The sequence below is a fragment of the Amycolatopsis jejuensis genome, from assembly GCF_000717335.1.
GTDB lineage: Bacteria > Actinomycetota > Actinomycetes > Mycobacteriales > Pseudonocardiaceae > Amycolatopsis > Amycolatopsis jejuensis.
The window spans coordinates 139,023-156,049 of the sequence record NZ_JNYZ01000014.1; the positions used below are offsets into that span (position 1 = coordinate 139,023).

Below are 17,027 nucleotides of genomic sequence, written 5' to 3' on the forward strand. Positions count from 1 at the left end.
TGGAGTCAAACCTGGTCGCGCCCTCCTCAGCCGGGTTCGTTAGCCTCTGTGTTCGGCGAAAAGGCGTATGCCCGCCGCACCCGGACTCCGTGGACCTAGGGAGAGCAGTCGCAGTGCTCCGCACTCATCAAGCCGGTACTTTGCGTGCCGGGCAGGCCGGTCGGACCGTCACCCTCACCGGATGGGTGGCTCGGCGGCGCGATCACGGCGGAGTGATCTTCATCGATCTCCGGGATGCCAGCGGGGTTGCGCAGGTCGTCTTCCGTGAGGGCGAGATGGCCGAGCGTGCGCATGCGCTGCGGTCGGAGTTCTGCGTGCAGGTCACCGGCGAGGTGGCGCAGCGGCCCGAGGGCAACGCGAACCCCGACATCCCCACCGGCGACATCGAGGTGCTCGCGACCGAACTGGTCGTCCTGTCCGAGGCCGCGCCGCTGCCCTTCCCCATCGACGACCGCGTCGACGTCGGCGAAGAGGTCCGCCTCAAGTACCGCTACCTCGACCTGCGCCGTAGCGGTCCGGCGGCTGCCATCCGGCTGCGCAGCGAGGTCAGCCGGGTCGCGCGGGAGGTGCTGCACGCGCAGGAGTTCGTCGAGGTCGAGACCCCGACGATGACCCGCTCCACCCCCGAAGGCGCGCGTGACTTCCTCGTGCCCGCGCGGCTCAAGCCCGGCTCCTGGTACGCGCTCCCGCAGTCGCCGCAGCTGTTCAAGCAGCTGCTGATGGTCGGCGGTCTCGAACGGTACTTCCAGATCGCCCGCTGCTACCGCGACGAGGACTTCCGCGCCGACCGCCAGCCCGAGTTCACCCAGCTCGACATCGAGATGAGCTTCGTCGAGCAGGACGACGTGATCAAGGTCGGCGAGGACGTCGTCACCGCGTTGTGGAAGCTGATCGGCCACGACATCACCACGCCGATCCCGCGGATCACCTACCGCGAGTCCATGGCGAAATACGGCTCGGACAAGCCCGACCTGCGCTTCGACCTCGAGATCACCGAGCTCACCGAGTTCTTCTCGGACACGCCGTTCCGTGTGTTCCAGGCCCCGTACGTCGGCGCGGTCGTCATGGCCGGCGGCGCCTCCCAGCCGCGCCGTCAGCTCGACGCCTGGCAGGAGTGGGCGAAGCAGCGCGGCGCGAAGGGCCTCGCGTACGTCCTGGTCAACGAGGACGGGACGCTCGGCGGCCCGGTCGCGAAGAACCTGTCCGACACCGAGCGGGAGAACGTCGCGGCCGCTGCCGGGGCGAAGCCGGGCGACTGCATCTTCTTCGGTGCCGGCAAGGTTTCCACCGCGCAGCCGCTGCTCGGCGCCGCGCGCGACGAGATCGGCCGCCGGCTCGGGCTGATCGACGAGAACGCCTGGTCGTTCGTCTGGGTCGTCGATGCGCCGCTGTTCGCGCCGGTCGAGGACATCGGCGACGACGTCGCGGTCGGTTCCGGCAAGTGGACCGCCGTGCACCACGCGTTCACCTCGCCGACGCCGGAGTGGATCGACAAGTTCGAGCAGGACCCGGGCAACGCGCTCGCCTACGCATACGACCTCGTGTGCAACGGCAACGAGATCGGCGGCGGGTCGATCCGTATCCACCGCGAGGACGTCCAGAAGCGCGTGTTCGCGCTGATGGGCCTCGGCGAGGCGGAGGCGCAGGAGAAGTTCGGCTTCCTGCTCGAGGCGTTCCAGTTCGGCGCGCCCCCGCACGGCGGTATCGCGTTCGGCTGGGACCGCATCGTGATGCTCCTGGCGCACGCCGACTCGCTGCGCGACGTCATCGCGTTCCCCAAGACCGGCGGCGGGTACGACCCGCTCACCGCCGCGCCTGCGCCCATCACCGCGCAGCAGCGCAAGGAGGCCGGGATCGACGCGAAACCGGCCGCGCCGGCCAAGTAGGTGCTGCACCTCAGGGCGGTGTGCCCGCCCGAGCAGACCGACGAAACGCTCGCGGCGCTGCAGGCCCACCCGGGCACCGCGCACCTGATCGTGCATCGCGGGGTCGCCGTGGCGCCCGCGGGTGATCTCGTCGAGGCGGACGTCGCGCGCGAGGCCGCGGACGAGATCGTCGACGCGCTCTGCATGCTCGGCCTCGACCGCACCGGCGGCATCACGATGGAAGCGCTGGACACGGCGTTGTCCGACGCTGCCGATGCGGCCGAGGAAGCCGCGCCCGGCGAAGGTGCGGACGCCGTCGTCTGGCAGGAGCTGCTCGGCCGCACCGGCGAGGAGTCGCGCTGGAACGCCACTTTCCAGGCGTTCCTGGCCATCGCGTGCCTGCTCGCCGCGGTCGGCGTGCTCACCGACTCACCGGTCACCGTGGTCGGCGCGATGGTGGTCGGGCCCGAGTTCGGCCCGCTCGCGGCGCTCGCCGTCGGCGCAGTGCTGCGCCGTGGTGACCTGATGCGCCGCGCGGGGCTTGCGCTGGTGGCCGGCTTCCCGGTCGCGATGGTGATCACGCTGGCAGGCGTGCTGCTCGGCAGTGCCGCCGGGATCTTCGACCCGAAGACGATCGTCGACAATCATGAAGTCGACTTCGTCTACCAGGTCGGTCCCGCGTCGTTCGTAGTCGCGTTGCTCGCCGGGGCCGCCGGAATGCTCGCGATGACGTCGGCGAAATCGGCCGCGCTGGTCGGTGTGTTCATTTCGGTGACCACGGTGCCCGCCGCCGGGTACGCGATGGTCGCGGCCGTCGCCGGACGCTGGGACCGGTCCGGGTTTTCGCTTCTGCAGCTGCTGGTGAACCTCTTCGGAATCGTTCTTGCTGCCGCCATTGTGCTGATCCTTCGCCGTCGCAAGCAACGTTCTGCCGCCTTGTTACGTCCGCTTTCCCGTGGATGACAACGTGCGTCTCGTCGCCTCGAACGTGGTGGTCATGGTTGCTGAGTCACGAGTAGGGTCGGAGACAATGACAGTCGACACCTCCTCCGCCGGGGACGCGGGAGTCCGGGCGGAAGCCGGGGAGCTCGCCGTCGCCGCAGCCGTCGCGGCGGGGGAGGCGGTGCTCTCCCGCCGCTTCGGGAGTGCGATCACGCTGGTTTCGCCCGAGCACCTCGCCGGGAGCGGGCCGGCCACGGTCGTACGGGCCAGAGTGGTGTCGTCGTCCTTCGCCCTGCCGCGCACCCTGGTGGTCAAGCACTATCCGGACCCGCCCGACCCCGGTGCGGCCGACCCGTTCGCCCAGGAAGCGGTCAGCTACCAGCTCTTCACGGCGCTGGCTCCGGACGAGCGGATGTGCCCGGAACTGCTCGCCCACGACGGCGGGCACCGCGTGCTGGTGATCGAGGACCTCGGCCGCGCACCCACCCTGCAGGACAAGCTGATGGCCCGCGATTCCCGTGCGGCCGAGCGAGCCCTGCTGTCCTGGGCGCGTTCGCTCGGCAGGCTGCACGCGAGCACCGCCAGCCGGGAGGCCGATTTCAACGCCCTGCTGCGCCGGCTGGGCGGCCCGGTCCGCAACGACGACGGCGGCTTGACGCGCCTTGCCGGTGAGGTCGAAGGACTGCTGGCGGAGTTCTTGGACGTGCCTGTCCCCGAGGCGGTCCACGGGCGCGTGGCGGAAGCTGTGGCGCAGGCGCGGTCGGCGGCGTTCCGTGCGTTCAGCCCGGTGGAGCTGGCATCGGAGAACAACCTGGTCACGGGGTCAGGGGTACGGTTTCTGGACTTCGAGCGCGGGCGGGTCCGCACTGCGTTGGTGGATGCGGCGTGTTTGCGCCTGCCGTTCGCGAGCGGTCCGGGTGCGCTGGCGTTACCGGCCGGGATGAGCGAGGCGATGATTGCCGCCTGGCGGGCTGAGGTGGTGGAGGTGTGGCCGTCGTTCGCGGATGACGCGGTGCTGGCCGAGCAGCTGACGCTCAGTGAGCTGCTGCACGTCTGGTGTATGACGCGGGATCTGTTGCCGACGTTGGATCTGCGTCGTCATGCGGCGCCGGTCAGCCGGGAAGCTGCGTTGGTGACTTGGTGGCGTGAATTGGCTCGGCATGCTGGGTACGTTCGAATGACCGAAATCGCCGAGCACTCCACCCGCGTAGCCGCCGCACTGGCCGCCCGCCTGGGCCCGCACGCAGACCTGGCCTACTACCCGGCCTTCCGCTGACGCACTCACCCACCCCACCGCCCGCAGGTCCGTGAAGGGAACCATCAGGCCAGCTGATCCCTCATGGTTCCCTTCACGGACCTGCATTCCGTGAAGGTTCCCTTCACGGAACACCCCGGGACGAATTGCCGCATATCCGGCACGCGGCTGCGCTAATACCGGAAGTTCCCGGCCCTGTCCATGGCGCGTTACCTCATCATCACCGGGGGTGAGCTTCGATGCCCGATGGTCATGGGCGTGACCGTGATCAGCGTCGGAGTCACCCCCGCCCAGCCCGTTCCCGAACGCCCGCCTGGGCTCCGCCTGGCCGAACGGCTGGCGGTGCTGGGCGATTCGACTGCCGTGGGGCTGGGTGACCCCTTGCCCCGGCGTGGTGGGTGGCGTGGAGTGGGGCCGCTGGTCGCCGAAGCGCTGGGGATCAGGCCGGACGGGTACCTCAACTCGTCCTTCACCGGCGCTCGGATGGCCTGTGTTCGCACCGAGCAGCTGCCCCTTGCTCTCGCTCATCGTCCGGACGTTGCGCTCGTCGTCGTCGGCATGAACGACACCCTTCGTCCCGACTTCGATCCCGAGCGAATTGCCGCTGACCTCACTGAGGTCGTCCGCGCCTTTGCCGCCGCCGGGACCACCGTGCTTCCGGTCCGGTTTCACGACCACAGCAAGGTTTTCCGCCTTCCGCCATCGCTCAAGCGGGCGTTGAGCGCGCGCGTCGCCGAGCTCAATGCGGCCATTGACCTCGTCGTCGAGGCCGAGGGGATTGCCTGTCTCGACCTCGATGCTCTTCCCGGCGCCTACGACCTCACCGCGTGGAGCGTCGACCGGCTGCATCCTTCCGAGCTGGGACACCGGATGCTGGCGCGCGGGTTCACGGATCTGCTGTCCCAGGCCGGTTTCGCGGTGCCGGAGCCGGTGCCGCTCACGTGTTCCGGGGGCGTCGAGCCGAGTACGGCCGGGCATCTCGGCTGGCTGGTCGCGAAAGGCGTGCCGTGGCTGTGGCGCCGCGGGCGGGAGTTCCTGCCTTACGCCGCGGTGATCATGTGGCGTTCGTTCCGCGAGCGCGTGGGCTGAATACGCGCAGCGCCTCCGCATCGGACGCCGGATTTCGTACGAAATAGTCGGCCCAGTCCCGAATTCCGGGGTACTCCGAGGTTTCGATGAGCCGTCGGCAGGCGGTCTCCACGTCGTATGCCGTACTCCGCAGCTCGACTCCTGGCCCGAGCCGTGCCCAGTGCGCACCTGTTGTGCCGTAAGGCATTCCGACGCTACCCGGGTTGACGATCCGGCGCCGGTCGGCCAAGCGGAGGAACGGCATGTGCGTGTGGCCGCAGGTCACGGTTTCCGCGGTGACCCCGTCCAGGACCTCGGCCCAGCGCGTGAGCGGGCTGTCGACGAGCACGACCTCCTCGTCGTCGCGCGGAGTGGCGTGGCAGAACAGGACTTCACCGAGGCCGTCGATCTCCAGCGTCGCCGACAGCGGAAGACCGGACAGCAGCTCGACCTGGTCCGGGCGCAGCTGATCCGCCGCCCACGGGGCGATCGGGTCCGGGATCTTCGTGTCACCGCCGCCGGCGAGCGTGACGAGCTCCCGGTCGGCGTTGCCGCGGATCCAGACTGCGCGGTCGCCGAGGGAGACGAGCCGGTCGAGGGTCTGCCGCGGCAGTGGCCCGGCGGCCAGATCGCCGCACAGCACGACCGCGTCGGCGGCGAGCACGTCGGGTTCGGCGAGTACCGCGTCGAGGGCGGGAAGCACACCGTGGATGTCGGAGAGGACCGCGACCGAGGACGCCATCGGCCCAGTCTGCCCTCGTCCGCGGGGCCGGGCGAGCGGGATTGTCGGGGTGGTCGGTTACGGTCGTCGATGTGGCACAGGACGAACTCTTCACGGTGAACCCCGACCTGGGGCCGCCGCCGGAACCCACCGGGGCGAACACCGCCGAACCGCAGGCCGACCCAGCGAGCTCGCCGCTCGCGGTGCGGATGCGGCCGCGCACGCTCGACGAGGTGGTCGGGCAGCAGCACCTGCTGCGGGAAGGGGCCCCGCTGCGCCGTCTGGTCGAGGGGGCCGCGCCGGCATCCGTGCTGCTCTACGGCCCGCCGGGCACCGGGAAGACGACGCTGGCCAACCTGGTGTCCGTCGCCACCGGGCGCCGGTTCGTTGCGATGTCCGCGCTGTCGGCCGGGGTCAAGGAGGTACGCGGCGTCATCGAGGAGGCACGCCGCCGCAGGCAGTACAACGCCGAGAACACGGTCCTGTTCATCGACGAGGTGCACCGGTTCTCCAAGACGCAGCAGGACGCGCTGCTGGGCGCGGTGGAAGACCGCACGGTGCTGCTGGTGGCCGCGACCACGGAAAACCCGTCGTTCTCGGTGGTGTCGCCGCTGCTGTCGCGGTCGCTGGTGCTGCAGCTGCGCTCGCTCACCGACGACGACATCGTGGCCGTCCTGGAGCGGGCGCTCGCCGATGAACGCGGTCTCGCGGGCGAGCTCAAGCTCACCGAGGACGCGCAGGCCCACCTCGTCCGGCTGGCCGGCGGCGACGCGCGGCGGGCGCTCACCGCGCTGGAAGCGGCGGCCGACGCGGCCTCGGCCACCGAGCACAAGACGATCGGTCTCGCGATCGTCGAGTCCACAGTGGACAAGGCGGCGGTCCGCTACGACCGCGACGGCGACCAGCACTACGACGTGATCAGCGCGTTCATCAAGTCGATCCGCGGCTCGGACGTCGACGCGGCCCTGCACTACCTCGCGCGGATGATCGAGGCAGGGGAGGACCCGCGGTTCCTCGCACGGCGGCTGGTGGTGCACGCGAGCGAGGACGTCGGCCTTGCCGATCCCACGGCGCTGCAGGCGGCGGTGGCGGCGGCGCACGCGGTGCAGTTCATCGGCATGCCCGAAGGGCGGCTGGCGCTCGCGCAGGCGACCATCCACCTGGCCACCGCGCCGAAGTCGAACGCCGTGGTCACGGCCATCGACGCGGCCCTTGCGGACGTCCGCGCGGGCAAAGCGGGCACAGTTCCGGCGCACCTGCGCGACGGCCATTACGCGGGGGCGAAGCAGCTCGGCAACGCCCAGGGATACCGGTACCCGCACAACGTCCCGGAGGGCGTGCTGGCGCAGCAGTACCCGCCGGACGAGCTGGTCGGCCGCGACTACTACGAGCCCACCCAGCGCGGCGGCGAACGTCCGCTGGCCGAGCGGGTGCCGCGGCTGCGCCGCACCATCCGGGGAGGAGGTTGATCCCGGTCACCGGAACCGGCGTGAACGTCGCCACTTTCTTCCGTATAACGGCTTGTGGGGGAACAACCGGGAGGCGGGCCGGTTGATCCCCTCGAGGAGAGGGGGTGGCGATGACGCTGCTGACCGTGTGGCCCGACGACCGGCCCGGCCACGTCCTGCTGCGCACCGAGGACACGGCCGCGATCACGGCCGAGCTCGCCCGCATTGGCGCGGGTTTCGCGCGCTGGCCGCTGTCCGGCGCGGGGGAGACGAGCGAGCCCGGCGTGCTCGCGAGCTACCAGGACCGCATCGACGCCCGCATCACCGGCCCGGGCTACCACGCCGTCGACGTGCTCACCGGCGAACCCGGACTGGCCGAACGCAGCGCGAACGGCGCCGAGGACCGGTTCTTCGTGCAGGGGTCGGCAGTCTGGTACCTGCACACCGGCCGGGAGGTCCACGCAGTCCTGTGCGAACCCGGCGACCTCCTCACCATCCCGGCCCACACCCGCCACTGGCACGACGGCGGCCTCCGCCCGGACCACGTGACGATCCGGGTCCGCCATCCCGCCGCGGCCGCCGGGGCTGTTCCACCGGCTCCCGTGGTGACGACGGATTTCCCGGACTTCGAGACGCTGGTCGCCGGGCGTAGTGGTACTTGGCCGGTCCTGAGCCGCTGAGGCCCGAACCCCGAGCGGTCGCCGGGGCCCCGGAAAGAACCCCAATGTGGCATTGGGTGCATGTGACGCACCCAATGTGGCATTGGTTGCGTGGGATGCACCCAATGCCACATTGGGGTGTGTGGCCGGGGGCTGGACACCAAGATGCTTCAAGGAACGGGGGGCGCTGGGCCTGGCCGGTCCGTGATCAGCTGCCTTGGCCTGGTGCAGTGGCCGCGCGCGGGCTGCCGTCGAAGCGGGCTCCGGTGAGGGTGGAATGGCCGCGCGGTGCCACGGAGCAGTCAAGCCCGGAGCGTAGCCAGCCGGTCCACCCCGATGCCGGAAATCAGCAGCCGTTCCTTCGCATTGCCCAGCAGCCGCGCGGTCCAGGGCGTGAAACCGCCGTCGCCCACGGCGGCCGGGCCGGAGCCGAAGTCGGCCGTGATCGTGAAGCACAGGCCGGTGTAGTAGTCGCGGCCACCGGGCCGGTCCGGGTCCGGAGAAACGGGCACGTCCGGCAGCGCTTCCTGCAAGTCCGCGGCAAAACCGGCGAACTGACTGTCCAAAGTGGTCAGTTCGACCCCGCTCGAGCGGGCACCGGCGGCCCGCACCGCGGCAGTCAAGAACCGCACGTGCTCCACCAGATGAGCCCGCTCGAATGCCAGCCCGCCGCGGTCGCGTCCCGCGGACACCGCCGCGAAGAGCGAGAAGTGCGCGTAAAAACCCGGCCCCGGCGGACGTTGCGCCCGCACCACCCGTTGCACCGTCGCGAGCCGCACCGGGTCCGGGCCGTCGCGGCGGATCGCGGCTTCGAGGGCGAGCCCGTTCGTCGGGTCGGCTGCGACCTCGGTGCCGCGTCCGGTCGGTACCACGCGGTGCTGCGCCAGCCCGGCCACAGCGGAATGCGTACCGAGCGGTGTCACCGGCGAGAGCTGGACGCGGTCGAACTCCGGTGGCGTTGCGGAAAGCAGAGTGTCCTCGATCTGCCTGAGCGTTTCGAACGCCAGCGGCGCGGGCGAGGTGAACCGGTCGGCTCGATAGCGGCGCAGGACGTCCGGCGCGCGCAGTTTCTCCGCCCGCCGCCGGGCGACTTCGAGTTGCAGCGTGGTGAGGTCGGCGCCGGGCAGTTCGGCGAGCACGTCGGCCGCGGCGCCGCCCGGCCCGGCGAGCACGCGCGGCAACGGTCCGTGGCCGTTCGAGGACTCCATCCTCCGGTGATAGCAGCGCCGCGCCGGGCCCGCGAACGGTTTTCCGCAAGGGCGGCTGCGCTGGGTGACGATCGACAGCGGGGGGTCCCCGCCGAAGCGCAGGCCAGGCGGTAACCTCACACCCACCGAAAAACCGCACCCCCGAGGAGGGCCCGTGTCGGCAGGGCAGATCGCCGCGCTGATCGCCGCAGGAGCATTCGTACTGCTGGTCTTGCTGCTGGCGATCCCGCTGCTCAAGCTCGGCCGGACGCTGGACGAGGCGACGATCGCGATCCGCAAGGCGCACGAGAACAGCGACCCGATCCTGATCGGCGCCAACGAGACGATCACGCACGTCAACACCCAGCTCGAGCGGGTCGACGGGATCACCGCGAACGCGCAGGCCGTCACCGGCAACGTCTCCGCGCTGTCGTCGGTGTTCACCGCGACGCTCGGCGGGCCGCTGGTGAAGACCGCCGCGCTGTCGTACGGCATCAGCAAGGCCATCCGCGCCCGCCGCAAGAAGCAGGACGAGAAGGCCCGCCGGAGGAAGAAGTGAAGCGCCTGTTCTGGCTCGGGGTCGGCGTCGTCGCCGGGGTCGCGCTCAGCCGCAAGGCGAGCGAAACCGCTCGTCAGGCCACTCCGGCCGGGTTAGCATCGAATCTGGGCGACGCCGTGCGGGAACTCGCGGGCGCCGTCGGTTCGTTCGGCGCCGAGGTGCGCGCCGGGATGAGCGAACGGGAACAGGAGCTGCACGACATGGTCGAGGAACGGACCGGGTTCACCGCGCCGCCTTCGGGCGCGGGCCGGCACGCCGCGCGTCGCCCCGTCCGGCGAGCACGCCGGGCGGAGGGCTGAACCCGCGCGCGCCTTCCGCCGCCTCCGTCCGTTCCCTTTCCCACCCGGCCGTGCGCCGGACCCAGCACAAGGACGACACCCGTGGACACACACGAGATCACCGACCGTTTCCTGCGCCACTTCGAAAGCCGCGGCCACACGCGCGTGCCGAGTGCGCCGCTGATCCTCGACGACCCGAACCTGCTCTTCGTCAACGCCGGCATGGTGCAGTTCAAGCCGTACTTCCTCGGCGAGGCGCCGCCGCCGTACCCGCGCGCGACCAGCGTGCAGAAGTGCGTGCGCACGCCGGACATCGACGAGGTCGGCAAGACCACCCGGCACAACACGTTCTTCCAGATGGCGGGCAACTTCTCGTTCGGCGACTACTTCAAGGAAGGCGCGATCGAGAACGCCTGGGAGCTGGTCACGAAGTCCCAGGACGAGGGCGGCTACGGCCTCGACCCGGACCGCATCTGGGCCACCGTCTACGAGCAGGACAGCGAAGCGGCGGGCCTGTGGCGCAAGATCACCGGCCTCCCGTCGGAGCGGATCCAGGCGCGCGACGGCAAGGACAACTACTGGGACATGGGCGTGCCCGGTCCCGGCGGCCCGTGCTCGGAGATCTACTACGACCGCGGCCCGGCGTACGGCCGCGAGGGTGGCCCGGTCGCGGACGAGGACCGGTACATCGAGATCTGGAACCTCGTCTTCATGCAGGACGTCCGCGGTGAGAAGAGCCCGAAGCAGGGCCACCCGCCGATCGGCGAGCTGCCGAAGAAGAACATCGACACCGGCATGGGCGTCGAGCGCGTGGCGACGATCCTGCAGGGCGTCGAGAACGTGTACGAGACCGACCTGGTGCGCCCGGTCATCGGCCGCGCCGAGGAGTTCTCCGGCCGCCACTACGGCGCCAACCACGCCGACGACGTGCGCTTCCGCGTCATCGCCGACCACGCGCGCACCGGCGTGCTGCTGATCGGCGACGGCGTCACCCCGGGCAACGACGGCCGCGGGTACGTGCTGCGCCGCCTGCTTCGCCGCATCGTGCGGTCCACGCGGCTGCTCGGCGTGCAGGAGCCGGTGCTGCAGGAGTTCGCGAAGGTCGTGCGCGACACGATGGGCCCGACGTACCCCGAGCTGGTCAGCGGGTTCGAGCGGATCTCCGAGGTCGTGCGCGTCGAGGAGGAAGCCTTCCTGGCCACTCTCACCAGCGGTTCGCGCATCTTCGACCTGGCCGCGGCCGAGACCAAGCAGGGCGGTGGCGACGTGCTGGCCGGGGACAAGGCGTTCCAGCTGCACGACACGTACGGCTTCCCGATCGACCTCACCCTCGAAATGGCGGCCGAGCAGGGCCTGTCCGTCGACGAGGACGGCTTCCGCACCCTCATGGAGGAGCAGCGCAAGCGCGCGAAGGCGGACGCGGCGGCCCGCAAGAGCGGCCACGGCGACCTGTCGGAGTACCGCAAGCTGCTGGAACAGCACGGCGAAACCGAGTTCCTCGGCTACACCGAGCTGCAGGCGAACGCGAAGGTCGTCGGCCTGCTCGAAGACGGCCTGCCGGTGCGCAGCGTCGCCGCGGGCCACAAGGCGGAGCTGGTCCTCGACCGCACGCCGTTCTACGCCGAAAGCGGTGGCCAGATCGCCGACACCGGCGTGCTGGTCGGCGACGGCGTCGAGCTGAAGGTGCTCGACGTGCAGAAGATCGTGCCGGGGCTGTTCGTCCACCGCGTCGAGGTCACGGCGGGCGAGGTCGGGCTGGACACGCAGCTCACCGGGTCGGTGGACGCGATCCGGCGGCTCTCGATCGAGCGTTCGCACTCGGCCACGCACCTCGTGCACGCGGCGGTGCGCGGCGCGTACGGCAAGCGCGCGGCGCAGGCCGGTTCGCTCAACGCGCCGGGCCGCATGCGGTTCGACTTCACCACGCCGGGTGCGGTGTCCGCGGACATCCTCACCGAGGTCGAGCAGGAAGTGAACGACTACCTGCAGACCGACGTCGAGGTGCAGAGCTACACCACCACCAAGGACAAGGCGCTGGAGCTGGGCGCGGTCGCGCTGTTCGGCGAGAAGTACGGCAACGACGTGCGCGTCGTCGACATGGGCGAGTACTCGCGCGAGCTGTGCGGTGGTACCCACGTCGACCGGATCGGCCAGCTCGGGCTCGTGAAGCTGGTGTCGGACGCGTCCGTGGGGTCCGGTGTGCACCGCGTCGAGGCGCTGGTCGGGCCGGACGCGCTGAAGCACGTGCGCAAGGAACAGCTGCTCGTGTCGCAGCTGGCGACCACGTTCAAGGTGCCGTCCGAGGAGCTGCCGTCGCGGATCGAGGACGTCCTCACGCGGCTGAAGAACGCGGAGAAGGAGATCGAGCAGCTGCGCACGCAGCAGGTGCTCGGCTCGGCCGGTGCGCTGGCGGACAAGGCGCAGGACGTCGCCGGGGTGTCGGTGGTGGCCGAGGTCGTGCCGGACGTCGACGGCAACGGCCTGCGCGCGCTCGCGTCGGACATCCGCGGCCGTCTCGGCGACCGGGCCGGGGTGGTGGCGTTGTTCGCGCCGGCGGGCGAGAAGGTCGCCTTCGTGGTCGCGACCACCGCGGCGGCGCGGGACAAGGGACTGGCCGCGGGCAAGCTCGTGCCGTCGTTCGCCGGGGCGATCGGCGGACGCGGCGGCGGCAAGCCGGACATGGCCCAGGGCGGCGGTACCGACCCGGCCGGCGCGGAGCAGGCCGTCACGGCGCTGCGCGCGGCGGTCGCGAACGTTGGCCGCTAGACCCGGGAGGGGCCCGGATCGGCCCGGGGAGTCCGATCCGGGGCGCGGCAGGCGGCTCGCGGTCGACGTCGGATCTGTCCGGGTCGGGGTCGCACTGAGCGATCCCGCCCCGGTCCTCGCGAGCCCGCTCGTTACCCTCTCCCGTGATGCGAAGGACGACAGCGATCTCGACCGGCTTGCCGATCTCGTCACCGAACACGAGGTGGTCGAGGTGATCGTGGGCTTGCCGAGGACGCTGGCGAACCGGCAGGGCGCGGCCGCGGAACTGGCTGTCGCGTATGCGGAAAAGCTTGCCGGGCGCGTGGGGGACGTGCCGGTCCGGCTGGCCGACGAAAGGTTGACGACGGTCACCGCGTCGCGAATGCTGTCCCAGCGGGGGGTCAAGGGACGCAAGCAGCGCGCCGTGGTGGACCAGGCCGCGGCGGTCGAGATCCTGCAAGCCTGGCTCGACGCCGCCGCCGCGCACCGCGCCCGGAAAGGCGATTCATGACCGACGGCCCCGAAATCCCGGGCGGCCGCCGCCGGCTGCGCGACCCGGACGCCCCTCGCGGGCGCCGCCGGGCCCGCGAGCCCGGCACCGAACCTCCCGCAGCGCCCGGCCGTGGTCTGCCGCCCCCGGGCGACGAAGGACCCCGATCCGGCGAAGGCGCGCCTCGCCGTGCCCGCGGTGACGGACCGGCTCGCGCAGCTCGACGGCCTGACGAAGGGGCCGCCGCACGCCGAGCAGCCGGGGAAGCACCGCGTGGACCCGTAACCGGTGGTCGCCGTTCGGCAGACGGCGCACCCCGGCCCGCCGCTCGCCGCGCTCCGGCCGGTGAAGACGCGCCGGAAAGTGCACGGCAGGCGGCTGAGGGAGCACCCGGCCGCCGTCGCCGCCGTGAGACGCCGCCCGAACGTCCGCAGCGTTCGCGGATTTCGGAGTCGGGGTGGGACCTCCCGCCCCATGCTGCCGACGACCTCCCGCGAGCCCGTCCGCGCCGGATTGCGCCGGAGGACGAGCCGGGTGGCCGCCGTCGCCGTCCCGAACCGGCCGAACCCCCGCCCTCGGGCCGCCGTCGCCGTCGCGAGGACGCCGAGGAGCCGGGTGGCCGCCGGGCACCCGAGGTACCGCCGCGCGCGCCCGTCCCGCCGCCGGACGGTTCGATGCCGCCGGATCCCCGCTTCGCCGACGGTTCGATGCCCCGGGACCCGCGGTTCGCCGGGGCCTCCATGCCGCGTGACCCCCGTGACCCCCGTGATCCCCGGGGCCTGCCGCAGCCGAGGCGGCGCCGTCCGGTCGAGCAGCCCACCGACGTGATCCCCGCCGTGCCCGCCGAGGAGCCGATCGACGACCTCTTCGACGAGCACGATCCCGAGTACGACCCCGAGTACGAATACGACGACTACGAGGACGACGACTACGCCGAACCGGAGGAAGAACCGGTCGACGAGCCACCCGCGAAGCGGCCCCGCAAGAAGCGCAAACGGGCATTCGGCTGGATCGCGGCGGTGGTGGTACTGGCGCTGCTTGCCGGTGGCGCGTGGTTCGGGTACCAGAAGATCTTCGGGTACGCGGATTTCGACGGCTCCGGCCAGGGTGACGCGCTCGTGCAGGTCGAGGACGGCGACACGACGTCCGCGATCGGCGCGAAGCTCACCGACGCCGGGGTCGTCGCGAGTTCTCGGGCGTTCGTCAAGGCAGGCGCCGAAAACATCGCGCTCAGCCGCATCCAGCAGGGGTATTACCTGATGCGGCAGCACATGTCGGGGGAGAGCGCGGTCGAGCTGATCACGTCGGCGCCGGCCCGCGTCGGGCGGCTGGAGATCCGTCCGTACACGCAGTTCGACGACATCACGCAACCCGGCGGCAAGGTGACGCCGGGGGTGTTCAGCCTGATGTCGAAGGCGTCCTGCGCGACGGTGAACGGGAAGAGCACGTGCCTGCCGGTGGAGGAGCTGCGCAAGACAGTCGCCGACGCCGACCTCAAGGCGCTCGGCGCCCCCGAATGGGCGCTCGGCGACGCGGGCAAGGCGCTCAGCAAGGACAAACGGCTCGAAGGCCTGATCGCGCCGGGCGTGTACGACGTGAAACCCGGCTGGTCCGCGACGGAGCTGATCACCTACCTGGTGAAACAGTCCGCCGATGCGATGCAGGCGGCCGGGCTCGGCGCGCAGAACACCGGGCCGGGGATGACGCCGTACCAGACGCTGATCATCGCGTCGCTGATCGAGCGCGAGGCGATCAAACCGGACTTCGGCAAGATCTCGCGGGTCATCTACAACCGGCTCGCGCAGCACACCAAGCTGCAGCTGGACTCGACGGTGAACTACGTGCTCGACCGTCCGACGCTGCTCACCAAGCCCGAAGACCGCGAGAAAGCCGGGCCCTACAACACGTACTCCATCCCGGCCCTGCCGCCGACCCCGATCGCGGTCCCCAGCTCGGAGGCGATCAAGGCGGCGCTCGACCCGGCCGCGGGTGCTTGGATCTTCTTCGTGAAGTGCGAGAAGGACGGTCATTCGTGCTTCGCGGTCACGAATGACGAGCACAACGACAACAAGCGCCTGGCGCAGTCCCGTGGCGTCTACTGACGGCCCGCGCCGCGCCGCAGTGCTGGGCAAGCCGGTGGCGCATTCGCTGTCACCGGTGCTGCACCGTGCGGCGTTCGCGGCACTGGGCCTGGACGGCTGGACGTACGACCGCTTCGAGACAGACGCGGACGAGCTGCCGGGTTTCGTGGACGGTCTCGGCCCGGAATGGGTCGGCCTGTCGGTCACCATGCCCGGCAAGCGGCGCGCGCTCGAGCACGCCAGCGAGGTCACGCCGAGGGCAGCGGCGGTCGGCGCGGCGAACACCTTGGTACGCCAGGGTGGTGGCTGGCTCGCCGACTGCACGGACGTCGACGGCGTGACCGGTGCTTTGCAGGCAGCTGGCGGTTACACCGCGGGGGACCAGGCGGTGGTCCTGGGCGCCGGTGGGACGGCTGCTGCCGCGGTGGTCGGCTTGGCTGCCCTGGGCGTCACGACGGTGTCTTTGGTGGTGCGAGAACCGGCGCGGGCAACGGAAACTGTGGACGCGGCCAAGCGGGCGGGGCTGGCCGTGGAGGTGCTGCGATGGTCCGAAGTGGGCTTCGCGGACCTGGCCGGCCGCGCGGCGGTGCTGGTGAACACGGTGCCGCCGGACGCGGTCGTGCCGCACGTCGCGGAGCTTTCCCGGATCGGCAGCGTGCTCGACGTGATCTACCACCCCTGGCCGACGCCCCTCGCCGAGGCAGTGGACCGGCGCGGCGGCGGGCTTGCGACGGGGCTGGACATGTTGCTGCACCAGGCTTTCGGCCAGGCAGAGCAGTTCACCGGACAGCCTGCGCCGCGCGCAGCAATGCGGGACGCTCTGCGCGCGGCAACGGGGAATATCCTTCCACTGCCGATCTGACTGTTACCCGGCGAGCTCGCCCAGCACGGCGTCCGTGAACGGCGGCCACACTTCTGCGGCCCACGGCCCGAACGAGCGGTCCGCGAGCGCGACACAAGCGAAGCCGACATCCGGGTCGACCCACAGGAAGGTGCCGGACTGCCCGAAGTGGCCGAACGTCCGCGGCGAGCTCTTCGCACCCGTCCAATGTGGACTCTTGTGGTCCCGCAGCTCGAACCCGAGCCCCCAGTCATTGGGCTTCTGGTGGCCGAATCCGGGTAACACGCCGTTCAAGCCGGGGAAAGCGACCTCGGTGGCGGCGTTGACGGTTTCCGGCGCGAGCAGCTTGGGAGACTGCAGTTCGGCGGCAAACCGCAGCAGATCGTCCAATGTGGACACGGCGCCGGAGGCGGGGGACCCGTCGAGCCGCGTGGCCGTCATCCCGAGCGGCGCCAGCAGCGCTTCCCGCTGGTACGTGGCGAAATCGATGTCGGAGTGTTCGGCCAGCGTGTCCGCCAGCTCCTCGAACCCGGCGTTGGAGTACAGCCGCCGGGTGCCGGGCCGGGCCATCGCCTTGTGGGCGTCGAAGGCGAGCCCGGACGTGTGCGCGAGCAGATGCGCGACGGTGGACCCTTCGGGACCGGCGGGCGTGTCCAGCTCGACGACGCCTTCCTCCACCGCGACGTGCGCCGTGTACGCCGTGAGCAGCTTGGTGACCGACGCCAGCCGGAACGGCCGGTCAGCGTCCCCGTGCCGTCCGCGGACCTCGCCGGAGGCGGACACCACCCCGGCGGCAGCGTTGTCCACCGGCCATTCGTCGATCAGGCGCAGGCTCTCCATGCCGTCAGCCTAATGGGCGCACGCGGGGGCCATCCGGGCCGGTTTCCC

At 71.0% G+C, this 17,027-nt stretch carries 16 protein-coding genes; 13 read left to right on the forward strand and 3 right to left on the reverse strand.

The window, feature by feature from the left end; genetic code table 11:
- Positions 1-113: 113 nt before the first annotated feature.
- The 4 genes from aspS (at position 114) to OO71_RS21570 (ending at position 5,151) form a co-directional block, all read left to right on the forward strand.
- A complete protein-coding gene (gene aspS / locus OO71_RS21555; protein ID WP_033291640.1) occupies positions 114-1,886 on the forward strand; it encodes an aspartate--tRNA ligase in 1,773 nt (590 codons plus the stop codon).
- A complete protein-coding gene (locus tag OO71_RS21560) occupies positions 1,887-2,828 on the forward strand; it encodes a DUF389 domain-containing protein (RefSeq protein ID WP_033291641.1) in 942 nt (313 codons plus the stop codon).
- Between the two features lie 67 nt (positions 2,829-2,895).
- On the forward strand, positions 2,896-4,083 hold the full coding sequence (locus OO71_RS21565; RefSeq protein ID WP_033291642.1) for a hypothetical protein: 1,188 nt from the start codon (positions 2,896-2,898) through the stop codon (positions 4,081-4,083).
- 225 nt (positions 4,084-4,308) lie between these two features.
- Complete coding sequence (locus OO71_RS21570; RefSeq protein ID WP_033291710.1) at positions 4,309-5,151, forward strand: SGNH/GDSL hydrolase family protein; 843 nt, start codon at positions 4,309-4,311, stop codon at positions 5,149-5,151.
- Here the strand turns inward: OO71_RS21570 and OO71_RS21575 are convergent.
- On the reverse strand, positions 5,117-5,872 hold the full coding sequence (locus OO71_RS21575) for a metallophosphoesterase family protein (RefSeq protein WP_033291643.1): 756 nt from the start codon (positions 5,870-5,872) through the stop codon (positions 5,117-5,119). The genes OO71_RS21570 and OO71_RS21575 overlap by 35 nt on opposite strands.
- A gap of 71 nt (positions 5,873-5,943) precedes the next feature.
- Here OO71_RS21575 and OO71_RS21580 point away from each other — a divergent pair, with 71 nt between their 5' ends.
- Positions 5,944-7,320 carry a replication-associated recombination protein A gene (locus tag OO71_RS21580; protein WP_033291644.1) on the forward strand — a complete coding sequence of 459 codons (1,377 nt, stop codon included), beginning with the start codon at positions 5,944-5,946 and terminating at the stop codon, positions 7,318-7,320.
- A gap of 110 nt (positions 7,321-7,430) precedes the next feature.
- The gene (locus tag OO71_RS21585; protein WP_084145127.1) at positions 7,431-7,979 is read left to right on the forward strand and encodes a cupin domain-containing protein; all 549 of its coding nucleotides are present in this window, start codon (positions 7,431-7,433) and stop codon (positions 7,977-7,979) included.
- Positions 7,980-8,260: 281 nt separating this feature from the next.
- Here OO71_RS21585 and OO71_RS21590 read toward each other — a convergent pair whose 3' ends face one another.
- On the reverse strand, positions 8,261-9,166 hold the full coding sequence (locus OO71_RS21590; protein WP_033291645.1) for a hypothetical protein: 906 nt from the start codon (positions 9,164-9,166) through the stop codon (positions 8,261-8,263).
- Positions 9,167-9,320: 154 nt separating this feature from the next.
- On the opposite strand from OO71_RS21590, the gene OO71_RS21595 reads away from it, so the two are divergent.
- From OO71_RS21595 to OO71_RS21620, 7 genes are all read left to right on the forward strand, one after another.
- Entirely contained in the window at positions 9,321-9,704 is a 384-nt protein-coding gene (locus tag OO71_RS21595; protein WP_033291646.1) for a DUF948 domain-containing protein, read from the forward strand.
- Positions 9,701-10,003, forward strand: a complete 303-nt coding sequence (locus tag OO71_RS21600) for a hypothetical protein (RefSeq protein ID WP_033291647.1) — start codon at positions 9,701-9,703, stop codon at positions 10,001-10,003. The genes OO71_RS21595 and OO71_RS21600 overlap by 4 nt, the downstream gene beginning before the upstream one ends.
- An 81-nt stretch (positions 10,004-10,084) precedes the next feature.
- Complete coding sequence (gene alaS, locus OO71_RS21605; RefSeq protein WP_033291648.1) at positions 10,085-12,748, forward strand: alanine--tRNA ligase; 2,664 nt, start codon at positions 10,085-10,087, stop codon at positions 12,746-12,748.
- The gene (gene ruvX, locus OO71_RS21610; RefSeq protein ID WP_033291649.1) at positions 12,738-13,238 is read left to right on the forward strand and encodes a Holliday junction resolvase RuvX; all 501 of its coding nucleotides are present in this window, start codon (positions 12,738-12,740) and stop codon (positions 13,236-13,238) included. Before alaS ends, ruvX begins: the two co-directional genes overlap by 11 nt.
- A 111-nt stretch (positions 13,239-13,349) precedes the next feature.
- Positions 13,350-13,502, forward strand: coding sequence for a hypothetical protein (locus OO71_RS51665; RefSeq protein ID WP_156096456.1), 153 nt, complete (start codon positions 13,350-13,352; stop codon positions 13,500-13,502).
- A 389-nt stretch (positions 13,503-13,891) separates the two neighbouring features.
- Positions 13,892-15,319, forward strand: coding sequence for an endolytic transglycosylase MltG (gene mltG / locus OO71_RS50945; RefSeq protein ID WP_211260573.1), 1,428 nt, complete (start codon positions 13,892-13,894; stop codon positions 15,317-15,319).
- Positions 15,267-16,160: a shikimate dehydrogenase gene (locus tag OO71_RS21620; RefSeq protein ID WP_084145117.1), complete on the forward strand. Its 894-nt coding sequence runs from the start codon at positions 15,267-15,269 to the stop codon at positions 16,158-16,160. Before mltG ends, OO71_RS21620 begins: the two co-directional genes overlap by 53 nt.
- Before the next feature lie 3 nt (positions 16,161-16,163).
- On the opposite strand, the gene OO71_RS21625 is transcribed toward OO71_RS21620, so the two are convergent.
- Complete coding sequence (locus OO71_RS21625; RefSeq protein ID WP_033291652.1) at positions 16,164-16,979, reverse strand: serine hydrolase domain-containing protein; 816 nt, start codon at positions 16,977-16,979, stop codon at positions 16,164-16,166.
- Positions 16,980-17,027: the final 48 nt, after the last annotated feature.

Coding starts and splice junctions, on each gene's coding strand:
- OO71_RS21565 (WP_033291642.1), top strand. CDS start 2,896: ATGACAGTCGACACCTCCTCCGCCGGGGACGCGGGAGTCCGGGCGGAA.
- OO71_RS21570 (WP_033291710.1), top strand. CDS start 4,309: ATGGTCATGGGCGTGACCGTGATCAGCGTCGGAGTCACCCCCGCCCAG.
- OO71_RS21575 (WP_033291643.1), bottom strand. CDS start 5,872: ATGGCGTCCTCGGTCGCGGTCCTCTCCGACATCCACGGTGTGCTTCCC.
- OO71_RS21585 (WP_084145127.1), top strand. CDS start 7,431: ATGACGCTGCTGACCGTGTGGCCCGACGACCGGCCCGGCCACGTCCTG.
- OO71_RS21590 (WP_033291645.1), bottom strand. CDS start 9,166: ATGGAGTCCTCGAACGGCCACGGACCGTTGCCGCGCGTGCTCGCCGGG.
- mltG (WP_211260573.1), top strand. CDS start 13,892: ATGCCGCCGGATCCCCGCTTCGCCGACGGTTCGATGCCCCGGGACCCG.
- OO71_RS21620 (WP_084145117.1), top strand. CDS start 15,267: ATGACGAGCACAACGACAACAAGCGCCTGGCGCAGTCCCGTGGCGTCT.
- OO71_RS21625 (WP_033291652.1), bottom strand. CDS start 16,979: ATGGAGAGCCTGCGCCTGATCGACGAATGGCCGGTGGACAACGCTGCC.